Source organism: Pseudomonas sp. UBA7500 (assembly GCF_002478435.1).
GTDB lineage: Bacteria > Pseudomonadota > Gammaproteobacteria > Pseudomonadales > Pseudomonadaceae > Aquipseudomonas > Aquipseudomonas palmensis.
Window position 1 is genome coordinate 1 of the sequence record NZ_DLNW01000022.1, and the last position, 20,498, is coordinate 20,498.

The window sequence follows — 20,498 nt, forward strand, 5'->3', positions numbered from 1 at the left end:
GTTTTGTCTTTGTGGGCCGAAAAGCTGCAGGCCCTCGGTCTGTACGCAGACCGTGATAAGGTTCCCCCCAAAATCCGCACAGCCCAAGGGATGCCCCATGCCGCATGCAAGCACGCTTCAACCGGGATTCATGGTCGTTCACGGCAACCACCTGGATGAACTGCGTGGCCTGGTGGTGAGCCTGATGCGGCGTTACCCGCTGGCACCCCTGGAAAACGAGATGGTGCTGGTGCAGAGCAACGGTATCGCCCAGTGGCTCAAGCTGGCCCTGGCCGAAGACCCGCAGGACGATGACCAGGGCGGTTGCGGCATCGCGGCCGCCATCGATGTGCAGTTGCCTGGTAGCTTCATGTGGCAGCTGTACCGCCGGGTACTTGGCCGCGAAGAGATTCCTGAAACCTCCCCGCTCGACAAGGCGCCCTTGACCTGGCGCCTGATGCGCCTGCTGCCGGAAGTGATCAACCAGCCGCATTTCGAGCCGTTGCAGCGCTTTCTTACCGATGACAGCGACCTGCGCAAGCGCTACCAGCTGGCCGAGCGCCTTGCCGACCTGTTCGACCAATACCAGGTGTACCGTGCCGATTGGCTGAAGGACTGGGCAGCCGGACGTCACGTGCTGAGCAACGCTCGTGGCGACTCCCGTGCGCTGGCCCCCGCCAACTGCTGGCAGGCAGAGCTGTGGCGTGCCTTGCTGCTGGATGTGGGGGAGGAAGGCATGGCCCAGAGCCGTGCCGGCGTGCACCAGCGTTTCGTCGAGCGCATCAATTCACTGGAACAAGCCCCCAAGGGCCTGCCATCGCGGGTCATCGTGTTCGGCATTTCTTCGTTGCCGGCCCAGGCCCTTGAAGCGCTGGCAGGCCTGGCACGTTTCAGCCAGGTACTGCTATGCGTGCACAACCCATGCCGTCACCACTGGGCCGATATCGTCGCCGACAAGGACCTGCTGCGCCATCAGTACAAGCGCCAGCAGCGCAAGCAAGGCATGCCCAGCCTGATCGACGCCGACACCCTGCACCAGCATGCCCATCCGCTGCTTGCGGCCTGGGGCAAGCAGGGCCGGGACTACATCAACCTGCTCGACAGCTACGATGACCCGGGCAGCTATCGCAATGTGTTCAGTGACGGGCGCATCGACCTGTTCACCGAGAACGGGCAGGCCACTCTGCTCAACCAGTTGCAGGACGACATTCTCGAACTGCGCCCATTGGCCGAGACCCGCGCCTTGTGGCCCGCCGTCGACCCGGCCAAGGACCGCTCGGTGCGTTTTCATGTGGCCCACAGCGCGCAGCGCGAGGTCGAGATCCTGCACGACCAGTTGCTCGCCCGCTTCAGCGCCGACCCCGGTCTGCGCCCGCGCGACGTGATCGTGATGCTGCCGGACATCAACACCTATGCGCCCCACATCCGCGCCGTGTTCGGCCAGCTTGGGCGCAACGACCCGCGCTACATTCCCTTCACCCTGACCGACCAGGGCCAGCGCGGCCGCGACCCGCTGCTGATTGCCCTGGAGCACCTGCTCAAGTTGCCGGACAGCCGCTTCCCGGTGAGCGAGATTCTCGATCTGCTGGATGTTCCCGCCCTGCGTGCCCGCTTCGCGATCAAGGAAAGCGACCTGCCCACGCTGCACCGCTGGATCGAAGGGGCCGGCGTGCGCTGGGGCCTCAATGCACAGCAGCGTGCCGGCCTGGGCCTGCCCGATGACCTCGAGCAGAACAGCTGGCGATTCGGCCTGCGCCGCATGCTGCTGGGCTATGCGGTGGGCACGGGCGACAGCTGCGACGACATCGAACCCTATGATGAAATCGGCGGCCTCGATGCTGCCCTGATCGGCCCGCTGGTGGCCCTGCTCGATGCGCTCGAGGTGGCCCATGCCGAGCTCTCGCAGCCGGCACCGGCGGCGCAATGGGGCACGCGCCTGCATGCCCTGCTGCAGGTGTTTTTCCTGGCCGAAACCGAACACGATGACTACCTGCTGGTGCAACTGCAGGGCCTGTGCGAAACCTGGCTGCAAACCTGCGAGTCGGTCGGGCTCGAGGACGCCTTGCCGTTGACGGTGGTGCGCGAAGCCTGGCTCGCCGGCCTGGACCAGGGGCGCTTGTCCCAGCGCTTTCTGGCCGGCTCGGTGAACTTCTGCACCCTGATGCCCATGCGTGCCATCCCCTTCAAGGTGGTGTGCCTGCTGGGCATGAACGATGGTGACTACCCGCGTGCGCAGCCGCCGCTGGACTTCGACCTGATGGGCAGCGACTACCGCCCCGGCGACCGCTCTCGGCGCGAGGACGACCGTTACCTGCTGCTCGAAGCGTTGCTTTCGGCGCGTGAGCAGTTGTACGTCAGCTGGGTGGGCCGTAGCATTCGCGACAACAGCGAGCGGCCGGCGTCGGTGCTCATCGGCCAGTTGCGCGATCACCTCGCCGCCGGCTGGCGCAGCCCCAAGGCCAAGGCCGACGACCCAGTGGAGGGCGGTCTGCAACTGTTGCACGCCTTGACGCAGGAACACCCCCTGCAACCGTTCAGCGCCCGCTACTTCCACAAGCACAGCAACCTGTTCAGCTATGCCAGCGAATGGCGCGCCCTGCACCTGCCGCCAACGCAGCTGCCGACCGAGGCCGACCAACTGGAGCCTTTCGTGCCCGAAGAGCCCCTGAGCCTGACCTTGCTCCAGGACTTCATGCGCCACCCCGTTCGGCACTTCTTCAGCCAGCGCCTGAAGGTGTTCTTCGAAGCCGCCGAAGCCCCCCTGGCCGACGAAGAGCCCTTCGTGCTCGACGCCCTGCAGCGCTACAGCCTGAGCGAAAGCTTGCTGGGCGCAGCCCTGGCCGACCCCACCAACAGCACCGACGCCCTGCAGGCCCAGGCCCGTCGCCTGCAACGCAGCGGCATGCTGCCGCTGGCCGGCTTCGGTGAATGCCTGCAGGCCGAACTGATCGAGCCATTGCCCGACCTGCTGTTGCGACACGCTCAACTGCTCGGCCAATGGCCAACCCTGATCGACAGTGCGCTGCCGATCAGCTTCGAGTATCGCCAGCTGCGGCTCGAAGGCTGGCTGGGGCGGGTGTACCAACGTGACGACCAGGCGCTGCTGAGCATCACCACCTTGCCCAACGGCATCAGCAGCGGCAAATCGCTCAAGTGGCACCGACTGGTGGCGACCTGGGTCATGCACCTGGCAGCGTGTGCCGTGGGGCACCGGTTGAGCAGCGCAGTGGTCGCCACCGACGTGACCCTGTTGCTCGACCCGCTGGAGCAACCGCGTGCCGCGGAACTGCTCGGCGACCTGCTGGTGGCCCGGCAGGCCGGCATGAATGCGCCGCTGCCGGTGGCGATCAAGACCGCCTTCACCTGGCTCGGCCAGAGTGACCCTGAAAAAGCCCTGGCGGCCGCAGCCAAGGCCTACGACGGCGACGGCCAGAACACCCGCGGCGAGCGCAGCGAGAGCACCGCACTGGCCCGACAGTTCAGTGATTTCGCGGCGCTGACCGCGAGTGAAGAATTCGAGGGCTGGTGCGAGGCACTGTACCGGCCGATGTTCGAAGCCGCCTGGCAACGCCTGGGCAGTGAAGAGGCGCATCCATGACTGCCCACGCACACCAGCCGCCGCTGGCACTGACCTTCCCGCTGCACGGCAGCCAACTGATCGAAGCCAGTGCCGGTACCGGCAAGACCTTCACCATCTCTGCCTTGTACCTGCGCCTGGTGCTGGGCCATGGCGGCGAGCAGGGCTTCGGGCGCGAGCTGCTGCCGCCACAGATCCTGGTGGTGACCTTCACCGATGCGGCCACCAAAGAGCTGCGCGAGCGCATTCGCACCCGCCTGGCCGAAGCGGCGCGGTTCTTCCGTGGCGAACTGCCCGAAGCCGACCCCTTGCTGGTGCAACTGCGCGAGCACTACGCCCCGGACACCTGGCCCGCCTGCGCCAACCGCCTGGACGTTGCCGCGCAGTGGATGGACGAAGCCGCCGTCTCGACCATCCACAGCTGGTGCCAGCGGATGCTGCGCGAGCACGCGTTCGACAGCGGCAGCCTGTTCACCCAGACCCTGGAGACCGACCACAGCGAGCTGCTCGGCCAGGTCATGCGCGACTACTGGCGGCGCTTCTGCTACCCCATGCACGGCGAGGCCCTGGCCTGGGTGCGCAGCCACTGGAGCAGCCCCGAGGCATTGCTGCCCAGGGTGCGCGCGCTGTTCGGCCGCACGCGGAGCGAGGAAGACAGCGCCGACCCACAGGCGCTGATCGAAGCGGTGGTGCAACAACGTGCCGAACGGCTGCGCCAGCTCAAGGCGCCCTGGGCACAGTGGGCCCAGGAACTGCTGCAACTGTGCCATGCCGCACATGCCGCCAAGCAGGTGGACGGGCGCAAGATGCAGCCGCGCTATTTCGAACCCTGGTGCGAGAAGATCGCGGCCTGGGCCCAGGACGAGCAGGCGGTGGAGCTGGATATTGGCACCGGGTTCACCCGCTTCACCCCGCAAGGCATGGCCGAAGCCTGGAAGGGCGAGCCGCCCAGCCACCCGGCGCTGGATGCCATGCCCAGCCTGCGCCTGGAGCTGCAGGCGTTGCCGACCCCGGACGCCCGCCTGCTCGAACACGCCGCCAACTGGGTGTCGAAACGCTTCGAGCAGGAAAAGCGCCGCCGCGCCGAAATGGGCTTCGACGACATGCTGCTGCGTCTCGACTCGGCCTTGGGCGGGACGGCCGGCGAGCGCCTGGCCGGGCTGATCCGCGAACAGTTCCCGGTGGCCCTGATCGATGAATTCCAGGACACCGACCCGGTGCAGTACCGCATCTTCCAGCGTATCTATCGCATCGAGGAGGACGTGCGCGAAACCGGGCTGTTCATGATCGGCGACCCCAAGCAGGCCATCTATGCCTTCCGCGGCGCCGACATCTTCACCTACCTGGGCGCCCGACGCGCCACCCACGGACGGCTGCACAGCCTGGATACCAACTACCGCTCAAGCCAGCCGATGGTCGATGCGGTCAACCATGTATTCATGCGCGCCGAACAGCGCGAGGCCGGTCGCGGGGCGTTCCTGTTCCGCGACGGCGACGAAAACCCCGTCCCCTTCGTGGCGGTCAGGGCGCAGGGGCGCAAGGAGCACCTGCAGGTCGACGGGCAGCCCCTGGCAGCGCTCAACCTGTGGCACCTGGCAAGCGACGAGCCGCTGTCCGGCGCGGTCTATCGCCAACAGGTAGCCGCCAGCTGCGCCACCCAGATCGTCAGCCTGCTCAACGGCGGCCAGCTGGGCACCAGCGGCTTTGTCCAGCCAGGCCAGGCGTTGCGTGGCTGTTTGCCATCGGACATTGCGATCCTGGTTCGCGACGGTCGCGAGGCCCAGCTGATCCGCGCCGAACTGGCCGCCCGCGACGTACGCAGCGTCTACCTGTCGGACAAGGACTCGGTGTTCGCCGCCCAGGAGGCACACGACCTGCTGGCGTGGCTCAAGGCCTGCGCCGAACCCGACAGCGAGCGCCTGCTCAAGGCGGCGCTGGCCAGCGTCACCCTCGACCTGCCGCTGACCCGGCTGGCCCAGCTCAACCAGGACGAGCGGGTGTGGGAACACTGGGTCATGAAGTTCCGCGACTATCGCCACCTCTGGCGCACCCAGGGCGTTCTGCCGATGCTGCGTCACCTGCTGCACGACTTCGACCTGCCCCAGGTACTGATGCGCCGCAGCGATGGCGAACGGGTGCTGACCAACCTGCTGCACCTGGCCGAGCTGCTGCAGCAGGCGGCCACCGAGCTGGACGGCGAGCAGGCGCTGATCCGCCACCTGAGCGAACACCTGGCCAGCTCCGGCCAGGCCGGTGAAGAACAGATCCTGCGCCTGGAAAGCGACGAGCAACTGGTCAAGGTGGTGACCATCCACAAATCCAAGGGGCTGGAATACCCGCTGGTGTTCCTGCCCTTCATCAGCACCGCCAAGCCGGTGGACGGCAAGCGCCTGCCACTGGGCTGGCACGACGCCCAGGGCAATGCCCAGCTGACCCTGACCCCTGATGCCGAGCAGATCGCCCTGGCCGATGACGAGCGCCTGGCCGAAGACCTGCGTCTGCTCTACGTGGCCCTGACCCGTGCCCAGCACGCGTGCTGGCTGGGGGTGGCGGACCTCAAGCGCGGCACCGGCAAGGAGTCGCTGCTGCACCGCTGCGCGCTCGGCTACCTGCTGGGCGGCGGCGCTGTACTGCCGGCTTCCACCGCCCTTGAGGGCTGGCTGCAGGCATTGCAGGAAGGTTGCGCGACCATCCACAGCCAGGTATTGCCCATTGCCGACACCCAGCGCTACCAGGCCCCGCGCAACACCGCCGAGTTGCTTCCGGCCCGCCAGCCGCGCCGCCGCGCCGCAGAGAACTGGTGGATCGCCTCCTACAGTGCACTGCGCATCGGCGAGGAGCTGCTCACCGCCGACAGCTCCCAGGCCCAGCAACTGCTCGATGACGAACCGGCCGATCCGCAGGCCCTGCGCGAAGTCGTGGCGACGGGCGGCGACATCCACCGCTTCCCGCGTGGCCCCAACCCCGGCACCTTCCTCCACGGGCTGCTCGAATGGGCCGGTCACGAAGGCTTCGGCCAGGTGGTCGCGGCGCCCGAGCAACTGCACAAGACCGTGGCCCAGCGCTGCAACCGGCGCGACTGGACCGGCTGGATCAACACCCTCGGCCACTGGCTCGAACACCTGCTGAACGCACCGCTGCACCTGGCACCGGACAGTGCGCCGGTTGCCCTGGGCCAGTTGAGCCAGTACCAGATCGAGATGGAGTTCTGGTTCGCCAGCCATCAGGTCGACGTGCTGGCCCTCGACCGCCTGGTATGCACCCACACCCACGACGGCGCGGCCCGACCGGCCGCGCAGTCGGCGCTGCTCAATGGCATGTTCAAGGGCTTCATCGACCTGGCATTCGAGCACGACGGGCGCTACTACGTGGCCGACTACAAGTCCAACTGGCTGGGCACCGACGACCAGGCCTACAGCGAGCTGGCGATGGAGGGCGCGATCCTCGAGCATCGCTACGACCTGCAGTACGTGCTGTACCTGCTGGCCCTGCACCGTCAGCTGCGTGCCCGCCTGCCCGACTACGACTACGACCGGCATGTGGGCGGCGCGGTGTTCCTGTTCCTGCGTGGGGTGCACGCGGCCAGCCAGGGCTTGTACTTCATCAAGCCGCCGCGCGTGCTGATCGAGCGGCTCGATGCCCTGTTCAGCGGCGCAAGCGCACCGCAGCAACCTGATCTGTTTTCCGGAGACAGCGCATGAGCCGCACGTTCGACGACCTGTTGCCCACCCCTCTGGATGCCGGGCATCTGGCGGCCCTGGCGCCGTTGACGGTGGGCGCCGACCTGCTGGCGCTGCTCGATCGATGGGTCGAGCGCGGCTGGCTGCGAGCACTGGACCGCGCCTTCGTGGCTTTCCTCGGCGAACGCGACCCGCAGGCCGACCCGCTGGTGCTGTTGGCCGCCGCACTGGCCAGCCACCAGTTGGGGCACGGGCACGTGTGCCTGGACCTGGCCGAAACCCTGGCCGAGCCTGACTTTGCCTTGTCGTTGCCACCCGAGGGCGATGCCCTGGCCGGCCCCCTGCTGCTGCCTTCGCAACTGCTGGAGCGCCTCGATCTGGCCACCTGGTGCCAGCGCCTGCAAGGCAGCGCGCTGGTTGCCCTGGGCAGCAGCGAAGCGCAGGCCTCGCGCCCCCTGGTGTTGAGTGGGCAGCGCCTGTACCTGCGCCGCTACTGGGCCTATGAACGGCGCATCGACAGTGCCCTGCGCGAACGCCTGGAACAGGCCGAACCCACGCCCGCCGATTTGCGCGCCCGCCTGGATGCGCTGTTCGAAGGCTCGGCGCTGGCCGGTCAGGTCGACTGGCAGAAGCTCGCCTGCGCGCTGGCCACCCGCAGTGCGTTCAGCATCATCACCGGCGGCCCCGGCACCGGCAAGACCACCACCGTGGTGCGCCTGCTGGCCCTGTTGCAGGCCCCGGCCGTGGAGGTCGGGCGCCCGTTGCGTATCCGCCTGGCCGCACCGACCGGCAAGGCAGCGGCGCGTCTTACCGAATCCATCGGCCAGCAGGTGGAGCGGCTGGCCGTCAGTGACGCCGTGCGCAGCAACATCCCCAGCGATGTCTCCACCGTGCACCGCCTGCTGGGCAGCCGCCCGGGCTCGCGACATTTTCGTCACCACGCCGGCAACCCGTTGCCACTGGACGTGCTGGTGGTCGACGAGGCCTCGATGATCGACCTGGAAATGATGGCCAACCTGCTGGCGGCGATGCCGGGGCATGCGCGCCTGATTCTGCTCGGGGACAAGGACCAGCTGGCGTCGGTCGAGGCCGGCGCAGTGCTGGGCGACCTGTGCCGCGATGCCGAGGCCGGGCGCTACAGCGCTGCCACCCGCAGCTGGCTGGAGCAGGTCAGTGGCGAGTCGCTGGCCGGCAGCGGCCTGGTCGAGGGCGATGCCCAGCGCGACCCCTTGCCCCAGCAAGTGGTGATGTTGCGCCATTCGCGCCGCTTTGGTGAGGGCAGCGGTATCGGCCAGCTGGCGCGCCAGGTCAACGGCCAGCAGCCGGAACAGGCCCGTGCGCTGCTCGAGCAAGGTCTTGCCGACGTGCGCAGCCTGCGCCTGAGCGGCGAGCACGACCGCAAGCTCGACACCCTGCTGCTGCAGGGGCTGGGCCGCGGTGGCGACAGCCCGCAGGGCTATCGTGAGTACCTGCACCTGATTCGCCAGACCCGCCCGGCGCCGGATACCGCCGCTGACGATCCACGCTGGGAGGCGTGGGCACTGAAGGTGCTGCGCGCCTTCGAGCGCTTCCAGCTGCTGTGCGCGGTGCGCAAGGGCCCCTGGGGTGTCGAGGGCCTGAACCAGCGGGTCGGCAAGGTGCTGACGGCGGCCGGTCTGATCGATGGTGAACAGCCCTGGTACGAAGGCCGCCCGGTGCTGATGACGCGCAACGACTATGGTCTGGGCCTGATGAACGGCGATATCGGCATTGCCTTGCGCCTGCCGGACGCCCAGGCCTCCACACCCTTGCTGCGGGTGGCGTTTCCTCGGAACGATGGCCAGGGCGGCGTCAGATTCGTCCTGCCCAGCCGGTTAAGTGAGGTTGAAACCGTGTACGCCATGACGGTGCACAAGTCCCAGGGCTCGGAGTTCTCCCACACGGTTCTGGTGCTTCCCGACGCCTTGAACCCGGTGTTGACCAAGGAACTGATCTACACCGGCATCACCCGCGCCAAGGACTGCTTCAGCCTGATAGAGCCGCGCCAGGGCATTTTCGAGGAGGCGGTGCGGCGCAAGGTCAAGCGTATTTCCGGGCTGATGCTGGAACAGGTGTAAGGCGCCGGCGCAGCCGACGATTCGGCTGATCCGCCCTTGGAGGCGACCTCGCGGGAAAAGCAGGCGTTATGCTATCTTGCCCCCACGCAAGGCATGGTCTTAAGAGATTTCCTATATGAAGGTCGCCGCCCTTACACCGGGACGTGTAAAACGCTGGAGGCTCATGCTGCTGGCGGCGTTGGTGCTGGTACTTCCGCTGCACGGCATGGCCCAGGGCGCCGCGGCCGCCACACTGGCCGAGCAGCGGGCCAAGGCCGTGACCCAGGTGGTACTGGGTATCCTCAGTTACGCGCGCTGGCCGGTGGAACCCGAACAACTGCGCCTGTGCCTGATCGGCCCTACCGAATATGCCGACGACCTGGTCAAGGGGACCACCCAGGCCACCGGCCGGCCGCTGACCGTACGTCGCCTGCTGGCGGGGGATCCGCGTATCCTCACCCAGTGCGACGCGGTGTACATCGGCAAGCTCAGTGGCGAGGCGCGCAGCCAGCTCATCAGCGCGATCAACGGCAAGCCGGTGCTGAGCATCAGCGAAGCGGATGACCCCTGTACGGTCGGCAGCCTGTTCTGCCTGCGGGTCAAGGACACCCAGGTGGCCTTTGACGTGAACCTCGACTCGGTGGCGCGCAGCGGCGTGCGCATCCATCCCAGCGTGCTGCAATTGTCGCGGCGCCGAGCGCTGCAGCCATGATCGGCTGGCTCAAGACACGCGAACGGACCACGTTGCGCGCGGTGCTCAGCCGCGGGCACCTGGGCGTGGCGTTGCTGGCCATCGGGCTGGCCGGCATCTCGCTGACCGTGCTGGGGGTGCTGGCATTGCGCGTCTATGCCAACCACAACCTTCACCTGATTGCCCGTTCGATCAACTACACCGTCGAGGCCGCGGTGGTGTTCAACGACAGCAGCGCCGCCAACGAAGCCCTGGCGCTGATTGCTGCGGCCGAGGAAGTGGCCAACGTCAAGGTCTTCGACGATGCGGACCAGTTGCTGGCCAGTTGGGAGCGCAGTGAAGGCGGCATGCTCGACCAGCTGGAGCTCAAGATCGCCCGGACCCTGCTCGAAGAGCCGATCCGGCTGCCGGTGGTGCACCAGGGCCAGCAGGTGGGGCGCATCGAGCTGGTTGGCCAGGGCGGCAGCCTGATGCGCTTTCTGCTCAGTGGTCTGGCGGGCATTCTGCTGTGCACGGCGCTCAGCGCGGTGAGTGCGCTGTACCTGTCGCGCCGGCTGTTCGCCGATATCGTGGGGCCCCTGCGCGGGCTGGCCAGCGTGGCCCATGCGGCGCGGCGCGAACGCAGCTTCGACCGGCGCGTGCCCTCCACCCAGATCGCCGAACTCAACGAGCTGGGCAACGACTTCAATGCCCTGCTCGACGAAATGGAAGCCTGGCAAAACCACCTGCAGAGCGAGAACGAGACCCTGGCCCACCAGGCCAGCCACGACAGCCTGACCGGCCTGCCCAACCGGGCGTTCTTCGAGGGCCGCCTGAGCCGCAGCCTGCGCAACGCGATCAAGCATGGCGACGGGCTGGCGCTGCTGTTTCTGGACAGCGACCGCTTCAAGGAAATCAACGACAGCTACGGCCATGCCGCAGGCGACGAGGTGCTGGTCGCCGTGGCCAGCCGGGTGCGTGCGCAGCTGCGCGAGCACGACCTGGTGGCGCGTCTGGGGGGGGACGAATTTGCGGTGCTGCTTACCCCTCTGCATCGCTTCGAGGATGCCCAGCGTATCGCCGACAAGATAGCCGCCAGCATGAGCCTGCCTATCCGCCTGCCGGACGGCCAGTGCGTCGTCACCTCGTTGAGCGTAGGCATCGCAGTGTTTCCCGATGACGGCCGTACCCCGGCCGAGTTGCTCAATGCCGCCGATGCGGCGATGTACCAGGCCAAGCGTCACACCCGTGACGGGCCCCAGTCGGCAGAGGCGGAGTTCTCTGCGTCCAGCGCAAAAACAGGAGCTGAACCGTGATTCACCTGACTCGATACCTTCGCTTGCACCTGGCCTTTCTGGCCCTGGCCCTTTTCGCCCTCGGCGGCTGCCAGACCCCGCCGCCCAAGGGCCTGACCCCCGAGCAGATAGCCGTGCTCAAACAGGAGGGGTTCACGCCCACCGACGAGGGCTGGACCTTCGGCCTGTCCGGCAAGGTGCTGTTCGGCAGCGACCTGGATGCACTCAACACCCAGAGCCGCGAGATCGTCGAGCGTATCGGCAAGGCGCTGCTGTCGGTGCACATCGAACGGGTGCGGGTGGATGGCCATACCGATTCATCCGGCAAGGCCAGCTACAACGAACAGCTGTCGGCGCGCAGGGCGGCCAGCGTGGCCAGGGTGCTGGTGGGCGTGGGCATGCGCCCCGAGAACGTCGAGACCCGCGGCCTTGGCAGCCGCGAGCCGGTGGCCAGCAACGACACCGCCGCCGGCCGCACCGAAAACCGCCGCGTGGCGATCGTGGTCGCCTCCGACTAGTCGGCAAAACTCATCGTGTGCGACTCGCCCATCAGCAGGGGCGCGTTGCGCTCGGTCACGTCGCGGATGTAGTCCCACAGCAGCGTGATGCGCTTGAGCTTGCGCAGGTCCTCCCGGCAGTACATCCAGAACTGCCGGGTAATCTCCACTTCCCCCGGCAGCACCGGCACCAGCCGCGGGTCCTGTGCGGCCAGAAAACACGGCAGGATGGCCAGCCCGCGACCCTGCTGGGCCGCCACGTACTGGGCGATCACGCTGGTGCTGCGCAGGTGTGCGGTAGCGGTGGGCAGCAGGTTGGCCAGGTACAGCAGCTCGGAGCTGAATGCCAGGTCGTCCACGTAGCTGATGAACGGGTGCCGGGCCAGGTCGCTGCTGCGCAGGATCGGCTCGTGGTTGTCCAGGTAGTCGCGGGTGGCGTACAGGCGCAGGCGGTAGTCGCACAGCTTGCAGCACACATAGGGTCCGTGTTCCGGGCGCTCCAGCGCGATCACGATGTCGGCCTCGCGTTTGGACAGGCTGATGAAGTGCGGCAGCGGCAGGATATCCACCGAGATCGCCGGGTAGGCATCGACGAAGTGGCTCAACTGCGGGGTGATGAAGAAGCTGCCAAAGCCTTCGGTGCAGCCCATGCGCACATGCCCCGACAGCGCCACGCCCGAGCCGGACACCTGCTCGCAGGCCATGTGCAGGGTGCTCTCGATGGCCTCGGCATAGCTGAGCAGGCGCTGCCCCTCGGCGGTGAGCACGAAGCCGCTGGTGCGCGACTTTTCGAACAGCAACGTGCCCAGCGCCACCTCCAGCGAACTGATGCGCCGCGACACCGTGGTGTAGTCCACGCCCAGGCGCTTGGCCGCGCTGCTGGCCTTGCGCGTGCGCGCCACTTCGAGGAAGAACTTGAGGTCGTCCCAGTTCAGCGACCCCAGGGATGTGATGTTTTTTTGCATGTTGGTCCGGCTTTTATGTGCGTTCTTATTAGAAGTTTGCACATCTATACTCCAATTCAGCCCAGGACCCAAGCACCGTCGCGGCTGCCGCGTCGGCGTTTCTCTCCCTAACAATAAATCCAGGAGAACCCCTCATGAACGCATCCCTCACGCCCGGCCAGACCAAGGTCGACAGCGTCAAGCTGCTGATCGACGGCCAGTGGGTCGAGTCGAAAACCACCGAATGGCGCGACGTGGTCAACCCGGCCACCCAGCAGGTGCTGGCCCGCGTACCCTTTGCCACCGCCGAAGAAGTCGATGCCGCCATCGCTGCCGGCCAGCGTGCGTTCAAGACCTGGCGCGACACCCCGATCGGCGCGCGCATGCGCATCATGCTCAAGCTGCAGGCGCTGATCCGCGAACACTCCAAGCGCATCGCCGTGACCCTGAGCGCCGAGCAGGGCAAGACCATCGCCGACGCCGAAGGCGACATCTTCCGCGGCCTTGAAGTGGTCGAGCATGCGTGCTCCATCGGCACCCTGCAGATGGGCGAGTTCGCCGAGAACGTGGCCGGCGGCGTCGATACCTACACCCTGCGCCAGCCCATCGGCGTGTGCGCCGGCATCACCCCGTTCAACTTCCCGGCAATGATTCCGCTGTGGATGTTCCCGATGGCCATCGTGTGCGGCAACACCTTCGTGCTCAAGCCGTCCGAGCAGGACCCGCTGTCGACCATGATGCTGGTGGAGCTGGCGCTGGAAGCCGGTGTGCCGGCCGGCGTGCTCAACGTGGTGCACGGCGGCAAGCAGGTGGTGGATGCGCTGTGCACCCATACCGACATCAAGGCGATCTCGTTCGTCGGCTCCACCGAGGTCGGCACCCACGTGTACAACCTGTCCGGCCAGCACGGCAAGCGCGTGCAGTCGATGATGGGCGCCAAGAACCACGCCGTGGTGCTGCCCGACGCCAACCGCACGCAAACCCTCAATGCCCTGGTAGGTGCCGGTTTCGGCGCTGCCGGCCAACGCTGCATGGCCACCTCGGTGGCGGTGCTGGTGGGCAAGGCCCGCGAATGGCTGCCGGAGCTCAAGGCCCTGGCCGCCAAGCTCAAGGTCAACGCCGGCAGCGAGCCTGGCACCGATGTGGGCCCGCTGATCTCCAAGCGCGCCAAGGAGCGTGTGCTGGGCCTGATCGAAAGCGGCATCAAGGAAGGCGCCACCCTCGAACTCGATGGCCGCGACGTTCAGGTGCCCGGCTACGAGCAGGGCAACTTCGTCGGCCCCACGCTGTTCTCCGGCGTGACCACCGACATGCAGATCTACACCCAGGAAATCTTCGGCCCGGTGCTTGTGGTGCTGGAGGTCGACACCCTCGACGAGGCCATCGCCCTGGTCAACCGCAACCCGTTCGGCAACGGCACGGGCCTGTTCACCCAGAGCGGCGCCGCGGCGCGCAAGTTCCAGAGCGAGATCGACGTGGGCCAGGTGGGCATCAACATTCCGATCCCGGTGCCGGTACCGTTCTTCAGTTTCACCGGATCGCGCGGCTCCAAGCTGGGTGACCTGGGCCCCTACGGCAAGCAAGTGGTGCAGTTCTACACCCAGACCAAGACCGTCACCGCGCGCTGGTTCGACGACGACAGCGTCAACGATGGCGTGAACACCACCATCAGCCTGCGTTAAGGAGTCGACCATGCGTATTGCATTCATCGGGCTGGGCAACATGGGCGCGCCGATGGCGCGCAACCTGATCAAGGCCGGCCATCAGCTCAGTCTGTTCGACCTGAACAAGGACGTACTGGCAGAACTGGCCGAACTCGGCGGGCAGATCAGTGCCTCGCCCAAGGACGCGGCCAGCGCCAGCGAGCTGGTCATCACCATGCTGCCGGCCGCTGCCCATGTGCGCAGCGTGTACCTCAACGAAGACGGCGTGCTGGCCGGCGTACGCGCCGGTACCCCGGTAGTGGACTGCAGCACCATCGACCCGCAGACCGTGCGTGCGGTGCATGCAGCGGCGGCCAGGCAGGGTGTGGACCTGGCCGATGCGCCGGTGTCGGGCGGCACCGGCGGCGCGGCGGCGGGTACCCTGACCTTCATGGTCGGCGCCAGTGAGGCGCTGTTCGCCACCCTGCAGCCGGTGCTGGCGCAGATGGGGCGCAACATCGTGCACTGCGGCGAGGTGGGTACCGGGCAGATCGCCAAGATCTGCAACAACCTGCTGCTGGGCATCTCGATGATCGGCGTGTCCGAGGCCATGGCCCTGGGCAATGCCCTGGGCATCGACACCAAGGTGCTGGCCGGCATCATCAACAGCTCCACCGGGCGTTGCTGGAGTTCGGACACCTACAACCCGTGGCCGGGCATCGTCGAGACGGCGCCGGCATCACGCGGGTACACCGGTGGCTTTGGTGCGGAGCTGATGCTCAAGGACCTGGGGCTGGCCACCGAGGCGGCGCGTCAGGCGCACCAGCCGGTGATTCTGGGCGCGGTGGCGCAGCAGCTGTACCAGGCGATGAGCCTGCGCGGGGAGGGTGGCAAGGACTTCTCGGCGATCATCGAGGGCTACCGCAAGCCCGAGTAGAAAGCATCGCGGGTCAAGCCCGCTCCCACAGGGACTGTGCTGTTCCTGTGGGAGCGGGCTTGACCCGCGATCGAGTGCGCAGCACTCGCCTGGCCCTCAAGCCCACCAGTACCGTACAAAGTGAAAGAACACCGGCGCCGCGAAACATACCGAATCCATGCGGTCCAGCATGCCGCCGTGCCCCTCGATCATGTGCCCCCAGTCCTTCACCCCGCGGTCACGCTTGATCGCCGACATCACCAGCCCGCCAAAGAAGCCCATGACGTTCACGGTCAGCGCCATCAGCGCCGCCTGCCAGAAGGTGAACGGGGTGATCCAGAACAGCGTCGCGCCGATCAGCGTGGCCAGCGCCACACCGCCCAGCAACCCCTCCAGCGTCTTGGACGGCGACAGCCGCGGCGCCACCTTGCGCTTGCCGAACAGCTTGCCGCACACGTACTGCAGTACATCGGAAATCTGTACCACCAGAATCAGCCAGGCGATCAACAGCAGGTTGCGCCCCTCGAACCCGGGGATATCCAGCGTCATCAGGGCCGGTACCGACGACAGGCAGTACACCGCGATCATCAGCCCCCACTGCACCTTCGAGGCCCGCTCCAGAAAGCGCGTGGTATCGCCGCCGAAACTGGCCAGGATCGGCAGCAGCAAGAACAGGTACACCGGGATGAAGATGCTGAACAACCCGTACCAGTCCATCGCGATCAGCAGGTACTGCACCGGCAGCGCCACATAGAACGCCGCCACCAGTGCCGGGTAGTCGCCACGCCGGGTGGGCGTGAGGGTGAGGAACTCGCGCAGCGCATAGAACGACACGCAATAGAACAGCAGGATGACCCCCAGCTTGCCGAACACGAAGGCCAGGCCGATCACCAGCACCATCACCCACCAGGCATTGATGCGCGCATTGAGGTTGTCGATGACCGCGTGCGGGGCCGGACCCGCGCGCCATTTGAGCAGGCGCCCGATCAGGCTGGCGAGCAGCAGCAGGCCACCGATACCGGCAAACAGCAGAAGTGTGTTGTGGTCCATCTCAGGATTCCTTGGGGGCCAGGGCCAGCAGGGCAAGGCGTGCCCGTTCCAGAAACGCGTGCTTGCTGTCATCGGGCAAGCGTTGCAGAGGCTCGCCGAAGCTCAGGGTGCACAGCAGCGGCAGGGGCAGGGCACGGCCCTTGGGCATCACCCGGTTGAGGTTGGCGATCCACACCGGGATCAGCTCCACCTCGGGGTGGGCACTGGCCAGATGGAACAGCCCGCTCTTGAACGCCAGCAAGGGCTCGTCGCCCAGGTTGCGCGTGCCTTCGGGAAAGAAGATCAGCGAGTCGCCCTGCTCCAGCGCCGCATGGATCGGCTGCAAGGGGTCGCTCTGAGCCTCGCTGTGCTGGCGGTCGATCAGCACGCCGTTGAACACCCGGTTGATCAGAAATTGGCGAATGCCCGGTTTTTGCCAGTAATCGGCCCCGGCCACCGGGCGGGTGTGCCGGCGCAGTTCCTGGGGCAGCGAGGCCCAGATCAGCACGAAGTCCCCGTGGCTGCTGTGGTTGGCGTAGTACAGGCGTTGCACCGGCTGCGGTGTACAGCCCAGCCACAGGGCGCGGGCGCCCGTGATCAGGCGGGCCACCGAGGTGATGCCGAAGGCGGTGAGGGCGGCTAGCATGACGAGGTCCTTATCCGACGAGAGAAAGCCAGGGCAGGCAGAGGATGCCGGCAATCGCCAGCAGTACCTGCACGCCAAGGCACAGCAGTTGCTGGCGCATCAGGCGCAGTGCGGCCCGGCTGCGCGCCTGCCAGTCGCGGTCGTCGACCGGGGCGGGCTTGAGGCCCAGGTCGAACAGCGCCTGGTCCAGCGCGCGGGTAGTTGGCGACAAGGTTGCGGCCTGGGTGGCCAGGTGCGCGAACAGCTCGGCGTCCAGCGCAACCCGCATGCCCCAGTATTTTTGCAGCAGGCCGGCTGCCAGCAGCAGTACGCACAACAGGGCGCCGATCACAGGGGCCGGCGCGCCGGCAAGTGGCGCCAGGCCATAGGCCAGCGCCAGCAGGCTGATGCCGTCCGACAGGCGTTCCACCTGGCGCCCGCGCCGCAACAGGCTGGCCACCAGCGCCAGGTGGGTCTGGCTACTCACAGGCCGCCCCCCGCCGGCAGGCTGTCGATCACCTGGCGGTGCGCCGGGTGCAGCACGACCCCTGGGCGGGCCTGGGCGATCAGTTGCTGGGCCTGCTGCGCGTTCTGGCAGCGCCCGCCGAGTACCAGCCAGGCGGCCACGGCGCAGGCACTGCGCGAGTAACCCAGGGCGCAGCACACCAGTAGCGGGCCCTGCTGGCGCAGTCGCTCGATGGCCTGGGCCGCCTCGCGGCAACGTTCGGCATTGGGCACCACCAGGTCCAGGCAGGGCAGGCTGCAATAGGCCTGGCCCGGCGTGTGTGCCGCCGGCAGTTCTGCACACAGGTCGACCACCGCGGCAAACGATGCCGCCTGACCTCGTGCAGGCACCCGCCCCAGGTACACCCCCTCGCACACCTCGTCGGCCTGTGGATGGCGGCGCGTCCACCAACGCGAATTGAGCCAGGCGCCGATCAGGTACGGCGCCAGCAGCCAGCGCGCGGCATACGACAACTGGCCGCTCGGGCCTTTCTGAAAGCCCTCGGCGCCCAACACGGCATAGTTGAGCGCCACCATCAGCAGTGCGAGGGCGGGCCACAACAGCAACAGGGCGATACCGCCGGCATACAGCGCCAGCCCACCCAGCACGGCGCTGCCCAGCGCGTAGTACGCGGCCAGGCGCCAGCGCCGGCGGTCACGGGTCGGCTGCAGGCTGCCCAGTACCGGCCGGCCCTCCACGGGCCACAGCCATACACACAGCGCGCCTGCCACTGCGCCACTGGGCACGTCGATGAAGTGGTGCTGCCAGGTGGTCAGCACCGACAAACCGATCAACCCCATCCAGCCATGCAGCAGCCAGCGCACCAGCCGCCCACGGGTGTGCCGGGCGAACATCGCCCAGATGATCACCAACAGCGCGATGTGCAGCGAAGGGGCCTGGTTGAACGGCTTGTCGAAGCCCATCAGCACATCGAACAGCCAGCCGAACACACCCTGCAGTTCAGGGCGCTCGAAGGTGAAGCGCAGCGGCCACAGCAGAAAGCCGGCGATGCAGATCAACTGTGCGCTCAGCAGGCGCAAGGCATGCCGGTCCATCTCCAGGCGGCTGAGCGGCAGCAGGAAGGACAACCCGTACAGCAGGTCGATGGACCAGTACGGCAGGATGGTCCACGGCCACAGCGGGATGCTGCTTTCCCAGGCGAACACCAGGCTGCCGACGTCGCTGCGCCCGGCGGTGAAGGTGTTGCTCAGGCCATAGCTCAAGAAGAACAGCGGCCCGAGCAACAGCAGCCAGAGCACGCCGCGCCGGATCAGGCCCGGCTCGCGCACTGTGCTCATTCAGCAACTCGCTGGGCCAGGCTGACGCTGAAGATGCCCCACTCGTCGATGCGCTGGCACACCTTGCGAAAGCCTGCCGCTTCCACCAGCTGGTCCATCTCCACCTGGCTGCGCCGACGCATCACCCAGGCCTGACCGGCGCGGTGGCTGGTCAGGGCGCGGGCGATCATCTCCAGCTGCGGGTGCCACGGCTGGCCGGTGTATACCAGGTAGCCGCCCGGCGCCACGGCCTGGGCCAGGCCGCCCAGCGAGTCGCCGACCATCTGGTTGCTGGCGAACAGTTCATACAGCCCCGATACCACCGCCAGGCTCGGACGCGGTTCAAGGGTGGCCAGGCTCTGCGCATCGAAGGCATCGCCCTGCACGAAGCGGGCGATGTCGGCCAGGCCTTTGTGTTCGATCAGCGCCGTGCCTTCGCGCACGTTGAGCTCGCTGTAGTCGCGCAGCAGGATCGAATCCGGGCGCTGCTCCAGGCCCTGCAGGGCTTCGAGAATGTAGCGGCCATGGCCGGCGGCGATGTCGACGATATGCACCGGTGCGCCTTGTTCGCGCAGGCGCTCGATGGCCAGGCGCAACAGCTCTTCCACATGCAGCTTGCGCTGGCGGATGCCCTTCCAGCCGATGGCGTCGAGGTAGTTGCGGTCGATCATGCGGCCCAGCTTGCCCTTGCCGGTGGCCTGGTTGCGGTAGACGTAGTCCAGCGTGCTGCCCGAATCGAAACCGGTGTCGAAGCCCAGCTTGACCCCGCTCGACAGGCCCTTGCCCAGGCGCAGGCCGGCGCGGGTTGCGCGCCAGTACAGGTCGGCCGGCGAGTTGTGCGGCAGCGGCGCGGCCAGGCTTTCGGCCTCGGCGCAGCTGGCGCCGAGCTGGTCGGCATCGAGCAGCGACGGGCGCTGGGGCGCCACGCTGAAGCAGTGCTCCACGAAGCGCCGGATACGCGCCAGCGCATGCCCGCGATCACGCTCGCCGAGGGTGTCGTGGAAGAAGCCGGGCAGCACGTGCTTTTCCTTGTGCACGCTGCCCAGGCGCTCGAAGAACTGCTCCTGCGGCTGGCGCTTGACCACGAAGTCGGCGCCGGAAATCAGCAATTGGGTCGGCACCTGGATCGCCTGGGCATCGGCCACCACGCGATCGGCAGCTTCGTACAGCCCAAGCAGCATGTTCACCGAAATCGGCCGGCTGATCAGCGGGTCGTTTTCATACGAGGCGATGCGCTCGGGGTCGTGGCTGAGCAGGCGCGGCTTGACGTAGCTGTTGACGAAGAAGTTGCCGCGCCAGGCGCGCATCAGCTTGAGCCCCGGGCGGGCGAACGGCACGTACAGCTTGACCTTGAAGGCCGGCGAGGCGAGCACCAGGCAGCGCACCTTCGGCGCATAGTCATGCGCCCAGGTTGCGATCAGCACGGCGCCGACGCTTTGCGCCAGCACCGCCATGTCCTGTTCGTCGATGGCGTGCTCGCGGGCGATGTGCTCGATGAAGGTCTGCACATCGCGCACGCTGCACGCGAAGCTCGGGCTGTCGCCACGGGCCCCGGGCGACTCGCCATGGCCACGGGCGTCCCAGGCGAAGAAGTCATGGCCGGGCAGGTCGAGTTCATCCACCAGGTGGGCCATGCGCCCGCCGTGTTCGTGGCCACGGTGGAACAGCACCACGGCGCGGCGCGGTTGGCCGGGCTGGCGGTTGGCCGGCCAGTGGCGGTAATGCAGTTCTACGCCGTCATGGGTGGTGAAATGCAGGGATTGCGCGGTGCGCATGGCAAATATCC

Annotated in this window: 14 protein-coding genes; 8 read left to right on the forward strand and 6 right to left on the reverse strand. The window is 67.2% G+C overall.

All coding sequences use genetic code 11. The features are described from left to right. Positions 1 to 97: 97 nt before the first annotated feature. The 6 genes from recC to B4I46_RS10260 all read left to right on the forward strand — a co-directional run bounded on the left by recC (position 98) and on the right by B4I46_RS10260 (position 11,794). Positions 98 to 3,577, forward strand: a complete 3,480-nt coding sequence (gene recC / locus B4I46_RS10235; protein WP_286900004.1) for an exodeoxyribonuclease V subunit gamma — start codon at positions 98 to 100, stop codon at positions 3,575 to 3,577. Next, entirely contained in the window at positions 3,574 to 7,257 is a 3,684-nt protein-coding gene (recB, locus tag B4I46_RS10240; RefSeq protein ID WP_286900005.1) for an exodeoxyribonuclease V subunit beta, read from the forward strand. Before recC ends, recB begins: the two co-directional genes overlap by 4 nt. After that, a complete protein-coding gene (gene recD, locus B4I46_RS10245) occupies positions 7,254 to 9,332 on the forward strand; it encodes an exodeoxyribonuclease V subunit alpha (protein ID WP_286900007.1) in 2,079 nt (692 codons plus the stop codon). The genes recB and recD overlap by 4 nt, the downstream gene beginning before the upstream one ends. 115 nt (positions 9,333 to 9,447) lie before the next feature. Further along, positions 9,448 to 10,023 carry a YfiR family protein gene (locus B4I46_RS10250; RefSeq protein WP_043860717.1) on the forward strand — a complete coding sequence of 192 codons (576 nt, stop codon included), beginning with the start codon at positions 9,448 to 9,450 and terminating at the stop codon, positions 10,021 to 10,023. Next, entirely contained in the window at positions 10,020 to 11,297 is a 1,278-nt protein-coding gene (locus B4I46_RS10255; protein ID WP_043860716.1) for a diguanylate cyclase domain-containing protein, read from the forward strand. Before B4I46_RS10250 ends, B4I46_RS10255 begins: the two co-directional genes overlap by 4 nt. Positions 11,298 to 11,302: 5 nt before the next feature. Further along, a complete protein-coding gene (locus B4I46_RS10260) occupies positions 11,303 to 11,794 on the forward strand; it encodes an OmpA family protein (RefSeq protein WP_054916704.1) in 492 nt (163 codons plus the stop codon). On the opposite strand, the gene B4I46_RS10265 is transcribed toward B4I46_RS10260, so the two are convergent. After that, positions 11,791 to 12,738, reverse strand: a complete 948-nt coding sequence (locus B4I46_RS10265; protein ID WP_043860715.1) for a LysR family transcriptional regulator — start codon at positions 12,736 to 12,738, stop codon at positions 11,791 to 11,793. The two genes, B4I46_RS10260 and B4I46_RS10265, sit on opposite strands and share 4 nt — an antisense overlap. Positions 12,739 to 12,872: 134 nt before the next feature. Between B4I46_RS10265 and B4I46_RS10270 the strand changes: the two genes are divergently transcribed. Both B4I46_RS10270 and mmsB read left to right on the forward strand, forming a co-directional pair. Further along, positions 12,873 to 14,399 (forward strand): CoA-acylating methylmalonate-semialdehyde dehydrogenase, encoded by a 1,527-nt coding sequence (locus tag B4I46_RS10270; RefSeq protein WP_286900009.1) that lies wholly within the window; start codon positions 12,873 to 12,875, stop codon positions 14,397 to 14,399. A gap of 10 nt (positions 14,400 to 14,409) precedes the next feature. Continuing rightward, positions 14,410 to 15,297 (forward strand): 3-hydroxyisobutyrate dehydrogenase, encoded by an 888-nt coding sequence (mmsB, locus tag B4I46_RS10275; RefSeq protein ID WP_078481798.1) that lies wholly within the window; start codon positions 14,410 to 14,412, stop codon positions 15,295 to 15,297. Positions 15,298 to 15,393: 96 nt separating this feature from the next. Here the strand turns inward: mmsB and B4I46_RS10280 are convergent, their stop codons facing one another. From B4I46_RS10280 to B4I46_RS10300, 5 genes are read right to left on the reverse strand one after another with little or no spacing between them, the layout of a single operon-like run. Continuing rightward, the gene (locus tag B4I46_RS10280) at positions 15,394 to 16,326 is read right to left on the reverse strand and encodes a phosphatidate cytidylyltransferase (protein WP_043860712.1); all 933 of its coding nucleotides are present in this window, start codon (positions 16,324 to 16,326) and stop codon (positions 15,394 to 15,396) included. Position 16,327: 1 nt separating this feature from the next. Beyond that, positions 16,328 to 16,951: a lysophospholipid acyltransferase family protein gene (locus tag B4I46_RS10285; RefSeq protein ID WP_043860711.1), complete on the reverse strand. Its 624-nt coding sequence runs from the start codon at positions 16,949 to 16,951 to the stop codon at positions 16,328 to 16,330. A 10-nt stretch (positions 16,952 to 16,961) separates the two neighbouring features. Beyond that, positions 16,962 to 17,417, reverse strand: coding sequence for a hypothetical protein (locus B4I46_RS10290; protein WP_078481796.1), 456 nt, complete (start codon positions 17,415 to 17,417; stop codon positions 16,962 to 16,964). After that, positions 17,414 to 18,733, reverse strand: a complete 1,320-nt coding sequence (locus B4I46_RS10295) for a phosphatase PAP2/dual specificity phosphatase family protein (RefSeq protein ID WP_286900015.1) — start codon at positions 18,731 to 18,733, stop codon at positions 17,414 to 17,416. The genes B4I46_RS10290 and B4I46_RS10295 overlap by 4 nt, the downstream gene beginning before the upstream one ends. Then, complete coding sequence (locus B4I46_RS10300) at positions 18,730 to 20,487, reverse strand: bifunctional alpha/beta hydrolase/class I SAM-dependent methyltransferase (RefSeq protein ID WP_058540748.1); 1,758 nt, start codon at positions 20,485 to 20,487, stop codon at positions 18,730 to 18,732. Before B4I46_RS10300 ends, B4I46_RS10295 begins: the two co-directional genes overlap by 4 nt. Between the last annotated feature and the right edge of the window lie 11 nt (positions 20,488 to 20,498).